Source organism: Pseudomonas putida, from assembly GCF_001941965.1.
Taxonomy (GTDB): domain Bacteria; phylum Pseudomonadota; class Gammaproteobacteria; order Pseudomonadales; family Pseudomonadaceae; genus Aquipseudomonas; species Aquipseudomonas putida_L.
The window spans coordinates 1-17,868 of sequence record NZ_MKZO01000021.1; the positions used below are offsets into that span (position 1 = coordinate 1).

The window sequence follows — 17,868 nt, forward strand, 5'->3', positions numbered from 1 at the left end:
CCAGCTTCTTCATGCGATACAACCGAGTCAGGCTCCACAGCCACAACAATTACTTGTCGCCGATAGCTATGGAGCAGCAGGCGGCCTGATCACCGTAATCGGTGTCCGGAAAAACTTGACCAGAACAGCTTGCCAGCGATGAGGCCGGCACAGACCACGCAAATCCCCTAGAATGCCGGCTGCCCTCCCCCAGCCAAGGCCCCCGCATGCTGCAGATCCGCCCGATGACCGCCGCCGACTTCGACCGTTTCTGGCCCACCTTCCAGGCCATCGTCGCGGCCCGGGAAACCTACGCCTACGACCCGGCCATGACCCAGGAACAGGCCCGCCATCTCTGGCTCGACCTCCCCGTGCACACGATGGTTGCCGAAGAAAACGGCGAGATCCTCGGCGCCTACTACCTCAAGGCCAACGCCGCCGGCCCCGGCAGCCATGTCGGCAACTGCGGCTACATGGTCAGCGAAAATGCCCGCGGTCGCGGCATCGCCCGGCAGATGTGCGAACACTCCCAGCAACTGGCCCGCGCCTCGGGCTTTCTCGCCCTGCAATTCAACTCGGTGGTGTCGACCAACGAAGTAGCCGTCGCCCTCTGGACCAAGCTCGGCTTCGAGACGGTCGGGCGCCTGCCCAAGGCCTACCGCCACGCCCGCGTGGGCCTGGTCGACTGCCTGGTGATGTACAAGTGGCTGGGCGAGCCCGAGCAGCCGAAACTGATCGGCCGCAAGAATATCGAAGCCGTGGTCTCGCGGCGTCGCGGTCGCTGATGGAACACCGCCATCTGCGTGACGCCTTCGCCGGCCTGCCGCTGTTCTTCGCCGTCGCCGAGGAGCGCAGCTTCACCAGGGCCGCCGCACGCCTCGGCCTGTCGCAGACCGCCGTCAGCCATGGCATCCGCAACCTTGAAGCGCGCCTGGGCGTACGTCTGCTGTCGCGCAACTCGCGCAGCGTGGTGCCGACCGAAGCCGGCGAGCGCCTGCTGCTGCAGGTGGCGCCGCAGATGGCGCAGATCGACGCCGAACTCCAGGCCCTCGACGAACTGCGCGATACACCCACCGGCAGCATCCGCATCACCGCCTCGGACCACGCCGTGCAATCGGTGCTGATGGGCAAGCTCAAGCGCTTCCTGCCGCACTACCCGGGAATCAAGGTGGAGATCTCCATCGACAACGCCCTGGTGGACATTGCCGCCGAGCGCTTCGATGCCGGGGTGCGCCTGGGCGAATCCCTGGCCCAGGACATGATCGCCGTACGCATCGCCCCGGACCTGCGCTTCGCCCTGGTCGCGACCAGGGCCTACCTCGCCCGGCATCCCGCTCCTGAGCATCCGCAGGACCTGACCCGGCACAACTGCATCAATATCCGCCTGTCCACCCATGGCAACCTCTGGGCCTGGGAATTCGAACGCGATGGCAAGGAACTGGCGGTGCGGGTTGATGGCCAACTCACCTTCAACCGCGCCACCGACTGCGTCGAAGCGGCGGTGGCCGGCCTCGGCCTGGCCTACGTACCGGAGGAGATGGCCGATCCCTGGCTGCGCTCCGGCCACCTGGTGCGCCTGCTGGAAGACTGGTGCCCGGCGTGGCCGGGCCTGCACCTCTACTACCCAAGCCGGCGCCAGCCATCGGGGGCCATGAGCCTGCTGATCGCCGCCCTGCGCCTGGAGACCGACTGATGGCCCGGGAACGTTACGGTGAACTGCTCGCCCTGCTGGCCGTGGCCCGCGAACGCAACTTCACCCGGGCGGCGGCGCAACTGGGCATGTCCCAGTCGATGCTCAGCTACACCATCCGCGAGATGGAAAAGCGCCTGGACATCCGCCTGCTCACCCGCACCACCCGCAGCGTGTCCCTGACCGAAGCCGGCGAGCGCCTTCTTGAGGCGGTAGGCCCGCGTCTGGCGAACATCGCCGAAGAACTGCGCGCAGTCAGCGAGCTGGGCGACAGCCCCGGTGGCACCCTGCGTTTCACCGCCAGCGACCACGCCATCGACACCCTGCTCTGGCCGAAACTGGCACCCCTGCTGCAACGCTACCCGCGCCTGCAGGTAGAGATGCATTCGGACTACGCCTTCACCGATATCGTCCAGGGCCGCTATGACTTCGGCGTACGCCTCGGGGACGGTCTGGCGAAGGATATCCAGGCGGTGCGCATCGGTCCGGACTTCCGCCTGGCCATCGTTGCTGCACCGGCTTACCTGGCCGAGCGCGGGGTGGCGCTGACCCCGGAAGAGCTGATGAACCACGACTGCATCAACCTGCGCCTGCCAACCATGGGCAACCTGTACGCCTGGGAACTGAAACGGGGCGAGCGGGAGCTGAACGTGCGGGTCAACGGGCGGCTGGTGTTCAACGGGATCTACCAGGTGATGAATGCAGCGCTGGATGGGCACGGGCTGGCCTATGTGCCCGAGGGCATGGCCCGCCCGCACCTCGACAGCGGGCGGCTGCTGCCGGTACTGGAAGACTGGTGGCGGGAGTTTCCGGGGTTTCATCTGTACTACTCCAACCAGCGCGAGGTGTCGCGGGCGATGTGCCTGGTGATCGATGAACTGCGCCTGACCTGAGCACCAGGTTCAGGCCGTCGTGTCGACCCGACCCACCGAAACCCCCGGGGCCTGGCTCATCAACTGGATCAATTGCGCATGCAGGGCGAGCAGTTGCGCATTGGCGGCCGAGACAGTAGTGCGCTGGGCAGACAACGCCGCCGAGGCAGAGGGATTTTCCGCCGCCTCGGCGGCAAGCCGATCAAGCTTCTGCTGCTCTTGCTGCAAGCGTTTTTGCGCCTCCTGGATCAGTTCCCGAGTACGCCGCAGGAGATCCTGCTGGTTTTCCTTGCCCTGTTCCAGCGCAAACAGGGTTCCCATGGCATCCGATCCTTGTCTATCGAGCTCGGAAGCCTCCTTGTCCAGCGGCTTCATCGGGGTCTGCATCCGAAGCACTGCTTTGTCGGTGTTCGCCTGTAGCCCCGTCACCCGCACTACCAAATCAGCCATGTTTTCCTCCACTCGCAATAGCTGTTGAATTCAGGTCAGGCTAACAGGCCAGTCTTCGGCGATTCGTTCTCCCCAGAAATGGACCGGCACACGCGTCTACCCCAGATCACTCACCACGCGCCCAATCCCCTCGACCACCTGCCTCGCGCCTTGCTGGATCTCCAGCATGGTGCTGCCGGCCTGCTCGGCCAGGGCCTGAACCTGGTCGGTGTGGGCACGGCTGGACTCGATGCCGCGGGTCGCGGCATCGGTCAGGGTGCGGTTCTGCTTGACCACATCGAAGATTTCCGCGGTCGCCTCGGTGGTACGTGCGGCCAACCGGCGGACCTCATCGGCCACTACCGCAAAGCCCCTGCCCTGTCCGCCAGCACGCGCCGCCTCGATCGCCGCATTGAGCGCCAGCAGGTTGGTCTGGGTGGCGATCGCACCAATGGTCTCGACGATCGACGCGATCAGCCGCGACTGGTTTTCCAGAGCGCCCATGCTCTCGGTCAATGCCTGCATTTGACCGGCGATATCGCGCATCGCCGTGGCCGCTTCACCGACCACGCCCATGCCACGCCGCGCGTGTTGGTCGGTGACCCGGGCGACATCAAAGGCCAGCCCGGCGGCCTGCTTGACCAGATCGGCCTTCTCGACCTGCGCCGTGACGGTGTTGGCGAACTTGGCGACCTTGTAGACCTTGCCGGACGCATCCTTGATCGGGTTGTAGGTCGCCTCCAGCCAAACCACCTCACCGCGGCTGTCCAGGCGCTGGAACCGTCCCGCGATGAACTGGCCGCGCTTGAGCGCCCGCCAGAACTCGGTGTACTCCAGCGAAGCGGCGTCCTCGGCCCGACAAAACATCCGGTGATGCTTGCCCAGGATCGAGGTAAGGCCGTAGCCCATGGCCTGCAGGAAAGGGTCGTTGGCATCCAGCACGGTGCCCTCAAGGTTGAACTGAATGATCGCCGTCGAACGGTTCAGGGCCTGGAACATCTCCAGCCCGTCCCGCTCCTGGCGGCTTGGCACCGGCCAGGCAGAGCCGTAGCCCCGGCAACCGCCATGGCCATCGCACAGCCAGTACAGGCCCAGCATCACCGAACGCCCATCGGTCCCGCGGCAGCGCCAGCGGGTGGCGGTCTGCGGCTGCGCCGACCACTCGGCGCCAGGCTCCAGCAACTCGCCCGGACGCATGCCGAGCAGCCGCGTCGAGGGGCGCCCGAGGGCCTCGGCGCACACCTGGTTGACCGCACAGATCTGCCCTCGCTCATCCAGGGCGATACTGGCCAGGCCCTGTCCGAGACAGGCGAGCGATCCCTGAAGCGCTTGCAACTCCTGCTGGCAGGCCCGCAGGTCCTGCTGGCAACGACGGTTGAACATGGCTGACTCCATTTACTGACGGGAATGACTGTCCCGGGTGCCCGGATGCACCCTGTTCTTGCCGGCGCGCTTGGCCTTGTACAGGTTGCGATCGGCATGAATGAGAATCTCGGAAAGGTCCTGGTCCCGGGCAAAGGGCACCAGGCCGGCGCTGAAGGTGAACGGCACCGGTGCTCCGCGACACTCGCGCACGCCTTCCAGCAACTGCTGCGCCAATGCCCGGGCCTTGCGCGGGTCACGGGCATCGATGATGACGCCGAACTCCTCGCCGCCCAGTCGTCCCACGCAATGCCCGACGGCCATGGCCTTCAGCCGATCGGCCAGCATCCGCAGGACGTCATCGCCGACAGCATGGCCGAAGCGGTCGTTGATGCTCTTGAAGTCGTCCACATCGATCATCATGAAAAACCCGCCGGTGCCCGACGCGACGCAGCGTTCCAGGCGCGCCATCAGCGCCCGACGGTTGTATAGCGAGGTGAGGTCGTCGGTCTCCGACAAGGTGCGGTAGTGCCGCTCGATATCCAGGGTGTTCTTCAGGGCCCGGATATAGGTGCGGCTGTTGATCCAGCCCAGGCTGATGGAGCACACCACGAACAGGCCCAGGAAATACAGGTCGTCGGGTTCACCGTTCACATAGGGGCCGATCACGATCCAGGTCAGCACCGCCACGACCAGGTAATCCCAGGCCCCGCGAATCAGCAGCGATGCACCGACGACCGCCAGCACCGTCAGCGGCAGGGAGAAGCGCTGATGCAACAGCGGGTATTCGATGAAGATCAGCTTGAAGCCGACCATCACCACCAGCACGAAGGCCAGCCCGGAGAAGCGCCAGATCCGGTCGGACGCGGTAAAGGTCTGCAACAGGGCCAGCGCCCCGGAAACCAGCAGCGGCCCCCAGGCGGCCGGGCCGGCTGCCCGCTCGAACAGCACCACATGGATCAGCATCCAGGTGGCCAGCACCAGCATCTGGGCAGCGATAACGCCTTCGCGAAGCAGCAGCCGGATGCGCTGTCCCTGACTAGCCGACACGTCCGGCGCCTGGCTTGAACACTTCGGTTTCCTTGACATCCGCCCCTAGCTCCATACTGACCCGCGCAACCGCAAAATTGATCGCCATGGTGTGCCTGACCAGCTCGGCAAACATCGGCCGCATTTCCACCGTGTTACCGCAGCAGCGGAAGTAGCCCTTCGTCTCTCCCTCGCGGACCAGGCGCATGACATGGGTTCGCGACACATACAGGCGCGACGACAGCTCGGCATAGGTCGAGACCTTGTAGCCACCATTGGCCGGGCGGTGCCTGAGAGCATCCAGGTACAGCGCCAGCATCGGCAGGTGACCACCATCCTTGTTCATGATCCACTTGGCACCCGGCAGCAGGCTGTCGAGAAGAATGTCGGCATCGAGGAACTGCACCAGGCCGGTGAAAAACCGCCGCAGCAACGTGGCCGCGTCATTGGCCCTGCCGTACGCGCCGCCGCCCGGCGTCAGCAGGCAACCAGGCAGCAGATAGGCTTTGATAAGCCGTGCGGCTTCCTCGACGGCGAAGCGGGTCGGGCGGTAGATACGCAACCGGGCATCTTCGGGATGCACACTCACATGCATGTAGCCGGTGATGATAAAGAACGAGAAATAGGACTCCAGGCTGTTGCGCGACAGGTACCCTCGCCGCAGACAAAACTCCCTGACCTGGGAAAGCGGCGTCAGTGGATCGCGGTAATGAAACGCAAACAGCGACAGGACCACCATGAAGCGGTCGTACTTCAACAGGCTCTTGTAAAAGAATGGTTTGCGCTGGTAGTCATCGAGCATCAACTCCAGATGAAGGGTTATGGCTTCGTCGATTTCACCTTTGTAGAAGTCGCCGACGGTGTGTTGCAGACAATCCAGCAGTTCGGCTCGCGTCATCGAATTTCAGGCTACCTGGAATGAATAGCATCATGTGGCCATTACCTATCGCTGCCGATTATAAGGACTCCGGTGCCGGGGTTCGGATCACCCCAAAAATGTTTCAGCACGGGGGATTGATCAATCCCATCGCTAGCACCTAGCGAAGCGGTCCGGTCATCCTTCATGCATCCCTGTGCTAGCGTTTCCCGACGGGCTCACGCACCGAAGCGCACGGCTGCCTATAAAAAGCCCGATCAGACAACCGACCGAAAAGACTGGTGATCCCATGGACCTGCGAATCAATCAACAGACCTACCAGGTCGACGCCGATGCGGACACGCCCCTGCTCTGGGTGCTGCGCGACGACCTCGGCCTGACCGGGACCAAGTACGGCTGCGGCCTGGCCCAGTGCGGCGCCTGCTCGGTGCTGGTGGATGGCAATGTGGTGCGTTCCTGCGTGACCCCGGTGGCCGGCGTGGTGGGCCGCGAAATCACCACCATCGAGGCCGTCGAGGCCGATGACGTCGGCAAGCGCGTGGTCGAGGCCTGGGTCAAGCATCAGGTTGCCCAGTGCGGCTATTGCCAGTCCGGTCAGGTGATGGCCGCCACCGCCCTGCTCAAGCACAACGCCCGCCCCAACGACGGCGAGATCGAAGCGGCCATGGTCAACCTGTGCCGCTGCGGCACCTACAACGCCATCCGCAGCGCCGTCCACGAAGTGGCCAACAACGAGGGGGCTGCCTGATGAGCACTGAACAGCTGCCCCTCGGCGAGCCGGTCAACCTGTCGCGGCGCCGTTTCCTGCTCGCCAGTGCCGGCGCTGCGGCCGGCGCCCTGGTCATTGGCTGCGGCCTGCCCCTGGGCATCAGCCGCGTCGAAGCCGCCGAGACTGCGGCGCCCGGCATCAAAGTCCCGGCCCTGCTGGAAATCCGCCCCGACGGCCGCGTGCGCCTGCTTTGTTCGTTCATGGAAGGCGGCCAGGGCATCTACACCGCCATGGCGCAGATCGTCGGCGAGGAACTGGATGTCGACCCCGCCCACTTCATCGTCGAAGCCGCGCCGGCCGGCCCGGCCTTCGTGGTGATGGACAACGGCCTGCGCATCACCGGCGGCAGCATGTCGGTGCGCACCAGCTACCCGACCATGCGCAAGCTCGGCGCCCTGACCCGGGCCATGTTGCTGCAGGCAGCCAGCGAACGATTGAAGGTGCCGGTCAGCGAACTGACCACCGAGCCCGGCCGGGTGATCCACGCCTCGTCCGGCCGCTCCCTCGGCTACGGCGAACTGGCCGAACGGGCGATGGACCTGCCGGTCCCGAACGCCGACAGCGTGCCGCTGCGCGACCCGAGCCAGTTCCGCTGGATCGGCAAGCCGGTACAGCGCGTCGATGCCTACGACAAGTCCACCGGCAAGGCCGTGTACAGCATCGATATCAAGGTCGAGGGCATGCTCCATGCCGCCGTGCAGCACGCGCCGCGCCTGGGCATGACGGTCGGCAGCGTACGCAACGAAGACCAGGTCAAGGCCATGAAGGGCGTGCATTCCGTGCACCGTCTGCCGGGCGCCATGGCGGTGGTCGCCGAACGCTGGTGGCACGCCAAGCGTGCGGCCGAAGCCTTGCAGGTGGACTGGCAGGAAGCCGGCCCCGACTCGAAACTACGGCCCATGCCGGCGGACTTCTCCAGCGACGGCCATCGCGAGCGCCTGGCTGCAGAAACCGGCCCGGGCCGCGAAGCGGAGAAGGAAGGTGATTTCGCCAGCGCCTGGAGCAAGGCGACCACCAAGGTCGAAGCCACCTACCACAACCAGTACCTCAACCACGCCCAGCTCGAACCGCCGTCGGCCACCGCCCGCTTCAACCCGGACGGCACGCTGGAAGTGTGGCTGCCGAACCAGGCGCCGGACATGTTCCGCGCCGATATCGCCAAGCGCACCGGCCTCGATCCGGAAAAGATCAGCCTGCATTCGCCGCTGCTCGGCGGCTTCTTCGGGCGCCACTTCCTCTACGAAAGCGCCAACCCGTACCCCCAGGCCATCGAACTGGCCAAGGCCACCGGGCGCCCGATCAAGCTGATCTGGAGCCGCGAGGAAGAGTTCGTCCGTGATGCCCTGCGGCCCATGGCCGTGGTCAGGTTCCGCGCCGCGCTGGACCAGGACGGTTTGCCCGTGGCCCTGGAAGCAGTCAGCGCCACCGAAGGCCCCACCGAAGCCATCGCCGGCAAGCAAGGGGAAAAAATCGACAACACGGCCGTCGAGGGCCTGGCCGGCAAGGCCTACGCCATCGCCAACCGGCGTATCGCCCAGAACTACGTGAAAGGCCCGGCGATGCTGGGTTACTGGCGTTCGGTGGGCAACTCGCTGAACGACTTCTTCTACGAAGCCTTCCTCGACGAGCTGGCCGACCAGGGCAAGCACGACCCCTTCGACCTGCGCTTGAAACTGCTGCGCGACAACCCGCGCCTGACCACCCTGCTCAAGGCCGTGGGCGAGTTGTCCGGCGGTTGGAAACGCGGCCCGTATATCGCCGAAGACGGCACCCGTCGCGCCCGTGGCGTGGCCATGGCCTCGCCGTTCGGCTCGGAAGCGGCGGTGATCGCCGAGGTGTCCATCGAGCACGGCCAGGTCAAGGTCCACGAGATCTGGCAGGCGATTGACCCGGGCAGCATCGTCAACCCGGCGATCATCGACGCCCAGGTCAATGGCGCAGTGGCCCTGGGGTTGTCCCAGGCGCTGGTGGAGGAAGCCGTGTATATCGACGGCAAGCCACGGGCACGCAACTACGACCTGTACCCGATCCTGCCCCCGGCGCGCATGGCCCGGGTGCATGTGAAGATCATCGAAAGCGGCGCGAAGATGGGCGGCATCGGCGAACCACCGCTGCCGGCCACGGCGCCGGCGGTGGCCAATGCCGTGGCGCACCTGACCGGCCAGCGCATTCGCAGCATGCCGCTGTCACGCTACAACTTCAGCTAAGGGGCCGTCGATGACTGTGAAACGACTGGGCCTGCTGGTCCTGCTGTGCGTTGCTGTGCTGGGCTGGTACGTCACCCGCACCCCCGCCTCGCCTTTTGTGGCGCAGGCGGACGACGGGGCGGATGAGCAACTTATCAAGCGCGGCGAATATGTCGCCCGTCTCAGTGACTGCGTGGCCTGCCACAGCCTGCCGGAGGGGCGTCCCTTTGCCGGTGGTCTGAAGATGGACACGCCACTGGGGGCGATCTACGCCACCAATATCACCCCGGACCGCGAGCACGGTATCGGCACCTACAGCCTCGCCGACTTCGACCGCGCCGTGCGCCATGGCGTGCGGCCGGATGGCGGGCGGCTGTATCCGGCGATGCCCTACCCGTCCTACGCCAGGCTTAGCGATGAGGACGTGCGGGCGCTGTATGCCTTCTTCAGCAAGGGCGTGGCGCCGGTTGCCGAGGCGAACAAGCCGGGCGAGATTCCCTGGCCGTTGAACCTGCGCTGGCCGATCGCGCTGTGGAACGGGCTGTTCAGTCACTCCGCGCCCCATGCCGATAATGCGGGCAAGGACGCGCTATGGAATCGCGGCGCCTACATCGTCGAAGGTCCTGGCCACTGTGGCAGTTGCCATACGCCACGGGGCCTGGCCTTCAACGAAAAGGCCCTGGACGGCAGCAAGCACGCCTACCTCTCCGGCGCCCTGCTGGATGGCTGGTATGCGCCAAGCCTGCGCGACGACCCGAATACCGGGCTGGGGCGCTGGAGCGAAGCGGAGATCGCGCAGTTCCTCAAGACCGGGCGTAACAAACATGCGGTGGTGTTCGGCTCGATGACCGAGGCGTTCAACAACTCCACGCAGTTCATGACCGATGACGACCTCGCCTCGATTGCCCGCTATCTCAAGTCGCTGCCGGGTGATCCGCAGCGCGATGGGCCGGCATGGCAGTACCAGGCGGCGCAGGCCGATGCGCCGGGCGCGCATACCTATGCGACCCGCTGTGCGTCCTGCCATGGTCTCGACGGGCGTGGGCAAAGCGAATGGATGCCACCGCTGGCGGGGGCTTCTTCGTCAATGGCCCATGAGAATGCGTCGAGCATCAACATCACCTTGAATGGTGCGCAGCGGGTGGTGGCGGCCGGGGTGCCGGATGCCTACCGGATGCCGGCGTTCAGGGAGCAGTTGTCGGATCGGGAGATTGCCGAGGTGTTGAGTTTCGTCAGGACGCAATGGGGGAATCAGGGCGGTGCTGTGGATGTAAAGGATGTTGGAAAGCTGCGCGAGCGCACCGACCCGGCGAGTGCCAGCCCGATCGTGCTGCGCATGCGCTGATCCCGGGACACCGCAATCCCCTGTAGGAGCTGGCTTGCCTGCGATGGACCGCAAAGCGGTCCCAAACCATCCAGCACGAGTTGTGGTCATATGAAGTTGTGGATTCAGCGCCTGGTCGATTGTGGTTTTCCAGATACCCCGGCGTGGCAGGTTTTGGGACCGCTTCGCGGTCCATCGCAGGCAAGCCAGCTCCTACAGGGATCGCGGCCAGCCTGAACGTCATATCAACAGAGGCCCACCCCATGGAAAGCATCGACCTCCTGGTCCTGCGCACCGCCCACGACTGGCTCACCTCGGGCCAGCGCACCCTGCTGGCCACGGTGGTCCGCACCTGGGGCTCTTCCCCGCGCCCGGTCGGCTCGATGATGGCCCTGCGCGGCGATGGCCGGGTCATCGGCAGTGTTTCCGGTGGCTGTATCGAGGACGATTTGATCCATCGCTACACCACCGCTTATGAAGGTCCCGGACTACCCAACGGTTTGCCGCGCCTGGTGCGCTACGGCATCGACGCCGACGAAGCCCACCGCTTTGGCCTGCCCTGCGGCGGAACGCTGGAAATCGTCCTCGAATTTGCGCCCTGCGCCGACAGCCTGGGCCAGCTTCTCCAGCATCTCGACAACGGCCACCTGGTGCGCCGCAGCCTTGATCTCGCTAGCGGCCGGGTCTCGCTTCGAACCACGCTCAACCCTGAACAGTTCGCCTTCGATGGCGAACGCATGCTCACCACCCTCGGCCCCGGCTACCGCATGTTGCTGATCGGTGCCGGTGCCCTCGCCGAATACCTGGCGACCATGGCGCAGTTCAACGGCTTCAAGGTCAGCGTCTGCGACCCGCGCCCGGAGTACATGGAGGCCTGGAGTCTTGACGGTGTCGAGCAATTGGTCGGTATGCCCGACGATATCGTCCGCGCCTTCGCTCCCGATTTGCGCACCTGCATCATAGCCCTCAGCCACGACCCCAAACTGGATGACCTGGCGCTGCTGGAGGCCCTGCACAGCCCGGCGTTCTATATCGGCGCGATCGGGTCGCGGCGTAACAGCCAGAGCCGGCGCGAGCGGTTGATCGAGCATTTTGGGGAGACGGAGGCGTCGTTACAGCGGCTGCATGGGCCGATCGGAATCTATATCGGCAGCAAGACCCCGGCGGAGATTGCGGTGAGTGTGATGGCGGAGGTGCTGGCAGAGAAGAATGCGGTGGTGTTGCCAACGGAGTTTTCCGTGGTCAAGGCCAAGCAGGCGCAGGAGTGCGACCTGCACCTGGCCGGGATTTAAGGGCGCCTGAACAGCACCCTCAACCCATCAGCTTCTCCACCGTCAGCGGAAAGTCCCTCACCCGCCTCCCGGTGGCATGAAACACCGCGTTGGCCACCGCCGCCGCCACGCCGACCACGCCGATTTCACCCACGCCCTTTGACCCGAGTTCATTGACGATATCGTCCGGCTCGTCGACGAAGATCACCTCGATCTCGCCAATATCGGCGTTCACCGGGATGTGGTACTCGGCAAGGTTGTGGTTCATGTAGCGGCCCAATCGATGATCGATCTGCGTCTCTTCGTGCAGGGCCATTCCCAGCCCCCAGACCACGCCGCCGAGGATCTGGCTGCGCGCGGTCTTGGGATTGATCACCCGCCCCGCCGCCACCGCGCTCACCACCCGGCTGACGCGCAAGGTGCCCAGGGCTTCATCGATCCGCACCTCGACGAACACCGCAGAATGGGTTGCGCTAGCGAAGCCCTGGCGCCTGGCCGACGGCTCGGCGTCGACCCGCGCTTCCAGGTCCTCCAGCGGATACCCTCGGCCATTGACCTGCAACTGCCCGTCACGAACGATGAACGCCTCGGCTTCCAGCGCCGCCAACTCCGGATAGCGCCCCTTGGCCCAGGCCACCAGCTTGCCGCGCAGCGCCTGGCATGCCTGCCGCACCGCCGAACCTACCGACGACACAGTAAATGAACCGCCCTGCAACGGCGCCGTCGGCAGGCTGCTGTCGCCAAGCTGGAAGGTCACGTCGGCCAGTTCGGCGGCAAAGGCATCGGCGGCGATCTGGGTCATCACCGTATAGGTCCCGGTGCCGATATCGGTGGTCGCGCTGCTCACCCACAGATGTCCATCCCGGTCCAGTCGCGCACGGGCGCTGGCCTTCATCTGCATGGCTTCCCAGACGCCGCCGGCCATGCCCCAGCCAATCAGCTCGCCCTGCTCCTGCATGCTCCGCGGTTTCGGATCGCGACTGTGCCAGCCAAAGCGCAAGGCACCCCGGGCATAGCAGTCGAGCAGCGCCTTGCTGGAATACGGCTTGCCCTCGTTGCCATTGCTGTCGGCGAAATTGACCCGGCGCAGCTCCACCGGGTCCATCGCCAGTGCGCAGGCCAGCTCGTCCATGGCGCACTCCAGGGCGATCACCCCGGAAGCCGCACCCGGCGCGCGCATATCCAGCGGCGTGTAGACGTCCAGCGGTACCAGGCGGTAACCCATGGCAACGTTGTCGCAGCGGTACAGCATCCCCGACCACTCCACCAGATGCTCGGTGAAATCCTCGAAGCGCGAGGTCTGCCCGGTCGCCTCGTGGGAGATCGCCAGCAGTCCGCCTTGCGGGTCCGCACCGAGCTGCATGCGCTGCACGGTGCGCGGACGATAACCGAAGGTGAACATCTGCTGGCGGGTCAGGGTGACCCGCACGGAGCGCTGCAACAGCAGCGCCGCCATCACCGCCAGGGTCAACTGGTACTGCGGGCGCAAGCCGGAGCCGAAGGCGCCGCCGACATAGGCCGCGCACACCCGCACCTTGTCCTTGGGCAGGTCGAAGACCTTGTGCAGGTAGTCCTGACTGTTCTGGGTACCTTGGGTCTTGTCGTGGACCTGGAGGCTGCCGTCCGCGTTGTAGATCACCGTCGAGGCGTGGGGCTCCATCGGGTTGTGGTGCTCGATCGGCGTGCTGTAGGTGGCATCGACCTTGTACGCTGCGGACTCGAAGGCTTTGGCGAAGTCGCCCCGGGGCTTGGGCAGTTCTGCCGGGGCAGCGTGGGCCTTGGGCAGATCGGCGAGCAGATCGGTCTGGTGTGGCTCCTCGTCGATCTCGATCCTGACCAGCGAACCGGCGTGGCGCGCCAGTTCCAGGCTCTCGGCGACCACCAGCGCCAACGGCTGGCCGCTGTACAGCACGCGATCATTGAACAGCGGACGAAAAGGTTTGCCGTCGGCGGAGTCGGCGTCCTCATAGGACTCGTCGTCCCCGGCCATCCTCGGTCGGTTCAGATGGTGCAGCACCGCGACCACGCCGGGCACCGCCAGCGCCGCGTCGCAATCGATGCGGCGAATCCGGCCGCGGGCGACATTGCCGCTGACCACGCTGCCAAAGAGCAAGCCCTGCTCGGGGTACTCGCCGGCGTAGCGGGCGCTGCCGGTGACCTTGGCCGGGCCGTCCACCCGGTCCAGTGGCTGGCCGCTCAGGGGACTGTTCATGGCTGCTCCTCCGCGGCCTGTGCCTGGCTCAGCGCACGAATGATGGCGTTCTTCGCCAGGGTGATCTTGAAGGCGTTGTGCTCCAGCGGGCGGGCATCGCGCAACAGTTGGTCGGCGAAGTCGGCCCAGGTGTCGCGGCTGGCGGGGCGACCGTGCATCGACTGCTCCAGCTCGGCCTCGCGCCAGGGTTTGTGCGCCACGCCGCCAAGGGCCACGCGCAATTCGGCGATGCGGTTGTCGTCCGTCAGTGCCAGGCCGGCTGCCACCGATACCAGGGCAAAGGCATAGGACGCCCGGTCACGGATCTTCAGATAACGGCAGCGCGCGACGAAGCGGGGCTGCGGCAGTTCGATGGCGACGATCAGCTCGTCCTGTGCGAGACCGTTGTCCTGTTCGGGAGTGGTGCCTGGCAGGCGATGGAAGTCGGCGAAGGGTATCGCCCGCTCGCCCTGCTTGCCGTGCACCAGCACCCGCGCGTCCAGTGCCGCCAGGGCCACGCACAGATCCGATGGATGCACCGCCACGCACTGCTCGCTGGCGCCGAGGATCGCGTGCTGGCGATTCAGCCCGTCCCGCGCCGGACAGCCGCTGCCGGGGTGGCGTTTATTGCAGGGCACTGCCGGGTCGTAGAAGTAATGGCAGCGGGTGCGCTGCAACAGGTTGCCGCCCGTGCTGGCCATATTGCGCAACTGCGGCGAGGCCCCGGCCAGGATCGCCTGGCTCAGCAACGGATAGCGCGCCTCCACTTCCGGGTGCCAGGCCAGCTCGGCGTTGCTCACCAGGGCGCCGATGCGCAAGCCGCCGAGGGGCGTGGCGCGCACCTCGCCCAGGGGCAGGCCGGTGATATCGATCACCCGTGAGGGGCGCTCGACGTTCTCTTTCATCAGGTCGAGCAGATTGGTCCCGCCGGCGATGAAGCGTGCGTCCGGTCCGGCCTGCTGCACGGCCTGTTCGATGCTGTCGGGCTTGCTGTAGGCGAAGGGCATCATAGGCGTGGTCCTCCCATGTGCGGCAGTGCTTCTTCCACCGCCGCGACGATATTGCTGTACGCACCGCAGCGGCACAGGTTGCCGCTCATGGCCTCCTGGATCTGCGCCCGCGACGTCGCCCTGCCCTCACGGGCCAGGCCCACGGCGGAACAGATCTGGCCGGGGGTGCAGTAGCCGCACTGGAAGGCGTCGTGGGTGATGAACGCCTGTTGCAGCGGGTGCAGGCGGTCGCCGTCGGCGAGGCCTTCGATGGTGGTCAGTTCGTCGCCGTCGCACATGACCGCCAGGGTCAGGCAGGCGTTCACCCGGCGGCCGTTGCGCAGCACGGTGCAGGCGCCGCACTGGCCGTGGTCGCAGCCCTTTTTGCTGCCGACGAGATCGAGTTCGTCGCGCAAGAGGTCGAGCAGGGTCAGCCAGGGCGGGACCTGGAGCTGGTGGAGATTGCCGTTGATCTGCAGGCCGATGGGGTGCGTGCTCGGCTCGGTTGGGACATCGCTCATGACAAAGGCCTCACGGTAGGTATGCTTGTGCTTTTCAGGTCCGACCGGGGGGTGAAGAGATGGGTTCAAAGGGATTGACCGGGGGGTGTGCCGCGCTGGTGCTGGCGGCGGGGCGCGGGCGCAGGTTCGGGAGTGACAAGCGGGTGGCGGTGTTGCCGGGCGGGAAGCGGTTGCTGGAGACGACGTTGGCGCGGGTGATGGAAGCGTTCGATGACGTTTGGGTGGTGTTGCGACCGGGAGACGATCCGGCGGCGCTGGGTGTGGATCCGCGGGTGACCGTAGTCAGGGCTGAGCGGGCAGATGACGGGATGGGGGTGAGTCTGGCGGCTGGTATTCGGGTCGTGGCCGGGACTTCGGATGCTGAGGCGGTGGCAGTGCTGCTGGGGGATATGCCTTGGATCGAGGTGGAAACGCTGGTGAAGTTGAAGGGGTTAGCGGGAACAGAACGGATTGTGGTGCCGGTGTTCGAGGGGAAGCGAGGTCACCCGGTGGTGTTTGGCAAGTGTTTTTGGGGGGACCTGATGGATCTGGAAGGAGATCAGGGAGGCAAGCGGGTGATCGACGGGAACCTGCAGGCGTACCTGCCCGTGGCAGTCAAGGATCATGGGGTAACCAAGGACATGGATTCGCCCGGCCTCGCGAGCTGAGCATGGAAACTTACAATTCAATCCTGCTGAGGGCAGGTGACGTTGCGATTGTTCAGCTTCAATCATCTGGCTCCAATCGAAATGGCGACCGTGCGTGGAGCGCCTTGAGGCGAGCAGGTTTGCCTCGGTACCTGTTGACCAACTCTGCGTGCGGTCGTCGCCCCGTTTGAGCGTGCAACGTTGCACATGCGTTATGGCTGCTGTACGCGGGGCACTTTCGAGTGCGCCGGGATGCCTTGAGACCGGTTGACCAACCTGCGTGCAGTTGCCTCCCCGCTCACCGAGATCGAGTTATGGCGGCTGTGTACAGGGCGCCCGAAAGCGCGCCGGTATCCTTAGGCCCGGTTGACCAACCTGTGCCACAGTCGCCACCTGCTCCGCCTTCTGCAAACATCGGGACCGGCTTTATCAGGGAAATGTTGGGTGTCTGGACTGACGCCATCGCTGGCAAGCCAGCTCCCACAGGGACCTGAGTCAGCCACGGTATTTGTGCTCGCCGCGGACATTGTGGGAGCTGGCTTGCCAGCGATTGCGGCGGTGGATTCACTACCGCAATCGCGGGTGAACCCGCTCCCACCCGGTCCGCGTATATCAGTGATTTACTGGGCCTGGGCTGACGCCATCGCTGGCAAGCCAGCTCCCACAGGGGCCCGAGCCAGCCACAGTATTTGTGCTCACCGCGGACACTGTGGGAGCTGGCTTGCCAGCGATTTCGGTGGTGGGTTCACTACCGCAATCGCGGCTGAACCCGCTCCCACCCGGTCCGCGTATATCAGTGAATTACTGGGTGTCTGGACTGACGCCATCGCTGGCAAGCCAGCTCCCACAGGGACCTGAGTCAGCCACGGTATTTGTGCTCGCCGCGGACACTGTGGGAGCTGGCTTGCCAGCGATTTCGGTGGTGGGTTCACTACCGCAATCGCGGCTGAACCCGCTCCCACCCGGTCCGCGTATATCATGACGCCAGCTCTCACCCAGCCCGCATCGCAAAGCATTTGTTTGCCCCCCACAGAATTCCTCACTCGCTCCAGCCTCCTTCCGCGGCGATAATTTCGTGGCCAGCCCACCGGAGCCCACCATGCTCAACGAACACCTGAACGCAGACCTGACCCTGCCAGCAGTGATGCATGCCCCCACCCTGCCTTGGCTTGCCAGTCCGCTACCCGGCGTAGAGCGCCGTCCGCTCTACCGCCTCGGCGCCGAACAGGCCCGCGCCACCTCGATCGTGCGCTACGCCCCTGGCAGCCATTTCAGCCCCCACCTCCACGGCGCCGGCGAGGAATTCGTGGTCCTCGAAGGCACCTTCGAAGACGAACACGGCCACTACCCCGCCGGCACCTACGTGCGCAACCCACCCGGCAGCCAGCACACCCCCGGCTCCACAAACGGCTGCACGATCTTCGTCCGCCTGCGCCAGTTCCACCCCCGCGATTCCGTCCGCCTCGCCCGCCCGTTACCCACTCAAACCGACGAACTGCTATTCGAAAACATCCACGAACGCGTCTGGCTGCGAACGGTCGCGAAAAACACGGCAATCACCCTGGAAAACCCACGCGGACTCGAGCTTCTGATCCTCGAGGGTGATTTGCAAACCGCTGATTTAAAACTGGAAATACTCAGCTGGCTACGCCTGCCTCCAGGCCATCACTTCTACGCACGATCGGGACCAAACGGCACCCGTTTCTGGCTCAAGGACGCCCCTTTGGACCTCGGAATGAACACCCCGTAAATT

Annotated in this window: 16 protein-coding genes and 1 pseudogene; 9 read left to right on the forward strand and 8 right to left on the reverse strand. The window is 65.3% G+C overall.

Annotated elements, in window-relative coordinates; genetic code table 11:
• The first annotated feature begins 206 nt into the window (after window positions 1–206).
• Genes PSEMO_RS12575 through PSEMO_RS12585 form a run of 3 tightly spaced genes read left to right on the forward strand, consistent with a single transcriptional unit; the run spans window position 207 to window position 2,562 of the window.
• The gene (locus PSEMO_RS12575; protein ID WP_075803403.1) at window positions 207–764 is read left to right on the forward strand and encodes a GNAT family N-acetyltransferase; all 558 of its coding nucleotides are present in this window, start codon (window positions 207–209) and stop codon (window positions 762–764) included.
• Window positions 764–1,672 carry a LysR family transcriptional regulator gene (locus tag PSEMO_RS12580; protein WP_075803404.1) on the forward strand — a complete coding sequence of 303 codons (909 nt, stop codon included), beginning with the start codon at window positions 764–766 and terminating at the stop codon, window positions 1,670–1,672. Before PSEMO_RS12575 ends, PSEMO_RS12580 begins: the two co-directional genes overlap by 1 nt.
• A complete protein-coding gene (locus tag PSEMO_RS12585) occupies window positions 1,672–2,562 on the forward strand; it encodes a LysR substrate-binding domain-containing protein (protein WP_075803405.1) in 891 nt (296 codons plus the stop codon). Before PSEMO_RS12580 ends, PSEMO_RS12585 begins: the two co-directional genes overlap by 1 nt.
• Window positions 2,563–2,571: 9 nt before the next feature.
• Here PSEMO_RS12585 and PSEMO_RS12590 read toward each other — a convergent pair whose 3' ends face one another.
• The 5 genes and pseudogenes from PSEMO_RS12590 to PSEMO_RS12605 all read right to left on the reverse strand — a co-directional run bounded on the left by PSEMO_RS12590 (window position 2,572) and on the right by PSEMO_RS12605 (window position 6,259).
• Complete coding sequence (locus PSEMO_RS12590; RefSeq protein WP_075803406.1) at window positions 2,572–2,991, reverse strand: hypothetical protein; 420 nt, start codon at window positions 2,989–2,991, stop codon at window positions 2,572–2,574.
• Window positions 2,992–3,087: 96 nt separating this feature from the next.
• Complete coding sequence (locus PSEMO_RS34280; RefSeq protein ID WP_372239119.1) at window positions 3,088–3,546, reverse strand: methyl-accepting chemotaxis protein; 459 nt, start codon at window positions 3,544–3,546, stop codon at window positions 3,088–3,090.
• A gap of 93 nt (window positions 3,547–3,639) precedes the next feature.
• A pseudogene (locus PSEMO_RS34285) lies at window positions 3,640–4,365 on the reverse strand (PAS domain-containing protein); the annotation flags it as partial.
• Window positions 4,366–5,382 (reverse strand): GGDEF domain-containing protein, encoded by a 1,017-nt coding sequence (locus tag PSEMO_RS12600; RefSeq protein ID WP_075803408.1) that lies wholly within the window; start codon window positions 5,380–5,382, stop codon window positions 4,366–4,368.
• Complete coding sequence (locus tag PSEMO_RS12605) at window positions 5,372–6,259, reverse strand: hypothetical protein (protein ID WP_075803409.1); 888 nt, start codon at window positions 6,257–6,259, stop codon at window positions 5,372–5,374. Before PSEMO_RS12605 ends, PSEMO_RS12600 begins: the two co-directional genes overlap by 11 nt.
• A gap of 268 nt (window positions 6,260–6,527) precedes the next feature.
• Here PSEMO_RS12605 and PSEMO_RS12610 point away from each other — a divergent pair, with 268 nt between their 5' ends.
• From PSEMO_RS12610 to PSEMO_RS12625, 4 genes are all read left to right on the forward strand, one after another.
• Entirely contained in the window at window positions 6,528–6,986 is a 459-nt protein-coding gene (locus PSEMO_RS12610) for a (2Fe-2S)-binding protein (RefSeq protein ID WP_075803410.1), read from the forward strand.
• Window positions 6,986–9,214 (forward strand): xanthine dehydrogenase family protein molybdopterin-binding subunit, encoded by a 2,229-nt coding sequence (locus tag PSEMO_RS12615; protein WP_075803411.1) that lies wholly within the window; start codon window positions 6,986–6,988, stop codon window positions 9,212–9,214. The genes PSEMO_RS12610 and PSEMO_RS12615 overlap by 1 nt, the downstream gene beginning before the upstream one ends.
• Before the next feature lie 10 nt (window positions 9,215–9,224).
• A complete protein-coding gene (locus PSEMO_RS12620; RefSeq protein WP_075803412.1) occupies window positions 9,225–10,538 on the forward strand; it encodes a c-type cytochrome in 1,314 nt (437 codons plus the stop codon).
• Between the two features lie 242 nt (window positions 10,539–10,780).
• Window positions 10,781–11,809 (forward strand): XdhC family protein, encoded by a 1,029-nt coding sequence (locus tag PSEMO_RS12625; protein WP_075803413.1) that lies wholly within the window; start codon window positions 10,781–10,783, stop codon window positions 11,807–11,809.
• A gap of 19 nt (window positions 11,810–11,828) precedes the next feature.
• Here PSEMO_RS12625 and PSEMO_RS12630 read toward each other — a convergent pair whose 3' ends face one another.
• The 3 genes from PSEMO_RS12630 to PSEMO_RS12640 are packed head-to-tail and all read right to left on the reverse strand — an operon-like array spanning window position 11,829 to window position 15,489.
• Entirely contained in the window at window positions 11,829–14,000 is a 2,172-nt protein-coding gene (locus PSEMO_RS12630; protein ID WP_075803414.1) for a xanthine dehydrogenase family protein molybdopterin-binding subunit, read from the reverse strand.
• Entirely contained in the window at window positions 13,997–14,989 is a 993-nt protein-coding gene (locus PSEMO_RS12635) for an FAD binding domain-containing protein (RefSeq protein WP_075803415.1), read from the reverse strand. The genes PSEMO_RS12630 and PSEMO_RS12635 overlap by 4 nt, the downstream gene beginning before the upstream one ends.
• Window positions 14,986–15,489, reverse strand: coding sequence for a (2Fe-2S)-binding protein (locus tag PSEMO_RS12640; RefSeq protein ID WP_075803416.1), 504 nt, complete (start codon window positions 15,487–15,489; stop codon window positions 14,986–14,988). The genes PSEMO_RS12635 and PSEMO_RS12640 overlap by 4 nt, the downstream gene beginning before the upstream one ends.
• 59 nt (window positions 15,490–15,548) lie before the next feature.
• On the opposite strand from PSEMO_RS12640, the gene PSEMO_RS12645 reads away from it, so the two are divergent.
• Window positions 15,549–16,136, forward strand: a complete 588-nt coding sequence (locus PSEMO_RS12645) for a nucleotidyltransferase family protein (protein WP_075803417.1) — start codon at window positions 15,549–15,551, stop codon at window positions 16,134–16,136.
• 1,078 nt (window positions 16,137–17,214) lie between these two features.
• Window positions 17,215–17,865: a cupin domain-containing protein gene (locus PSEMO_RS12650; RefSeq protein ID WP_075803418.1), complete on the forward strand. Its 651-nt coding sequence runs from the start codon at window positions 17,215–17,217 to the stop codon at window positions 17,863–17,865.
• Window positions 17,866–17,868 lie beyond the last annotated feature (3 nt).

Coding starts and splice junctions, on each gene's coding strand:
- PSEMO_RS12625 (WP_075803413.1), top strand. CDS start 10,781: ATGGAAAGCATCGACCTCCTGGTCCTGCGCACCGCCCACGACTGGCTC.
- PSEMO_RS12640 (WP_075803416.1), bottom strand. CDS start 15,489: ATGAGCGATGTCCCAACCGAGCCGAGCACGCACCCCATCGGCCTGCAG.
- PSEMO_RS12605 (WP_075803409.1), bottom strand. CDS start 6,259: ATGACGCGAGCCGAACTGCTGGATTGTCTGCAACACACCGTCGGCGAC.
- PSEMO_RS12650 (WP_075803418.1), top strand. CDS start 17,215: ATGCTCAACGAACACCTGAACGCAGACCTGACCCTGCCAGCAGTGATG.
- PSEMO_RS12615 (WP_075803411.1), top strand. CDS start 6,986: ATGAGCACTGAACAGCTGCCCCTCGGCGAGCCGGTCAACCTGTCGCGG.
- PSEMO_RS12610 (WP_075803410.1), top strand. CDS start 6,528: ATGGACCTGCGAATCAATCAACAGACCTACCAGGTCGACGCCGATGCG.
- PSEMO_RS12585 (WP_075803405.1), top strand. CDS start 1,672: ATGGCCCGGGAACGTTACGGTGAACTGCTCGCCCTGCTGGCCGTGGCC.
- PSEMO_RS12590 (WP_075803406.1), bottom strand. CDS start 2,991: ATGGCTGATTTGGTAGTGCGGGTGACGGGGCTACAGGCGAACACCGAC.
- PSEMO_RS12645 (WP_075803417.1), top strand. CDS start 15,549: ATGGGTTCAAAGGGATTGACCGGGGGGTGTGCCGCGCTGGTGCTGGCG.
- PSEMO_RS12630 (WP_075803414.1), bottom strand. CDS start 14,000: ATGAACAGTCCCCTGAGCGGCCAGCCACTGGACCGGGTGGACGGCCCG.
- PSEMO_RS12575 (WP_075803403.1), top strand. CDS start 207: ATGCTGCAGATCCGCCCGATGACCGCCGCCGACTTCGACCGTTTCTGG.
- PSEMO_RS12635 (WP_075803415.1), bottom strand. CDS start 14,989: ATGATGCCCTTCGCCTACAGCAAGCCCGACAGCATCGAACAGGCCGTG.
- PSEMO_RS34280 (WP_372239119.1), bottom strand. CDS start 3,546: ATGGGCGTGGTCGGTGAAGCGGCCACGGCGATGCGCGATATCGCCGGT.
- PSEMO_RS12620 (WP_075803412.1), top strand. CDS start 9,225: ATGACTGTGAAACGACTGGGCCTGCTGGTCCTGCTGTGCGTTGCTGTG.
- PSEMO_RS12580 (WP_075803404.1), top strand. CDS start 764: ATGGAACACCGCCATCTGCGTGACGCCTTCGCCGGCCTGCCGCTGTTC.